At 67.3% G+C, this 661-nt stretch carries 1 protein-coding gene; it reads left to right on the top strand.

Annotated features, from left to right (window positions below; translation table 11 throughout):
• Positions 1-661, top strand: a 661-nt coding sequence (locus GCT19_RS42425; protein ID WP_152855129.1) for a phosphopantetheine-binding protein, incomplete at both ends; no start/stop codon positions are given.

Raw genomic sequence — 661 nt, 5'->3', positions numbered from 1 at the left:
TCGAGCCGGGCGAGATCGCGGCGCGGCTTGGCGAGCACGCCTTTGTGCGCGAGGCGGTGGTGGTGGCGCGACAGAACCGCGCCGGCGACAGGCATCTTATCGCCTATGTGGTGTGTGCGCCCGAAGCTCAATCGGATGGGCTGGATGGACCTGAGCTTGCCAACACCTTGCGCGCGCACCTGAGTGCGCGGCTGCCGGACTACATGGTGCCGTCGGCGTTCATGCGGCTGGCGGAGTTGCCGCTGACGGTGAACGGCAAGCTCGACCGCAAGGCACTGCCGGCGCCGGCTGACGATGCGTATGCGCGGTCGGCCTATGAGGCGCCGCAGGGCGCAGTCGAAACGGCGCTGGCAGAGATCTGGGCGGAGCTTCTAGGGCTGGAGCGGGTCGGACGCCACGACAACTTCTTCGAGCTCGGCGGCCACTCGCTCCTGGCGGTACAGGTGTCGAGCCGGCTGTCGCAGGCTGTTGGGGTCGAACTGCCGCTGTCGACGCTGTTCGCCAGGCCGGTGCTGGGCGATCTTGCGGCAAGAATCGTCGAGGTATTGAGCCGCTCCGGCCCCCAACACCTGCCGGCGATTGTGGCCGTATCGCGTCATGAGCCGCTTGAGCTGTCGTTTGCGCAGCAGCGGTTGTGGTTTCTGGCACAGCTGGGCGAAGG

The organism is Paraburkholderia atlantica (assembly GCF_009362785.1).
Classification (GTDB): domain Bacteria; phylum Pseudomonadota; class Gammaproteobacteria; order Burkholderiales; family Burkholderiaceae; genus Paraburkholderia; species Paraburkholderia atlantica.
Note: the sequence above shows the minus strand (reverse complement) of the source record. Positions and strands in the feature narration are given on the sequence as shown.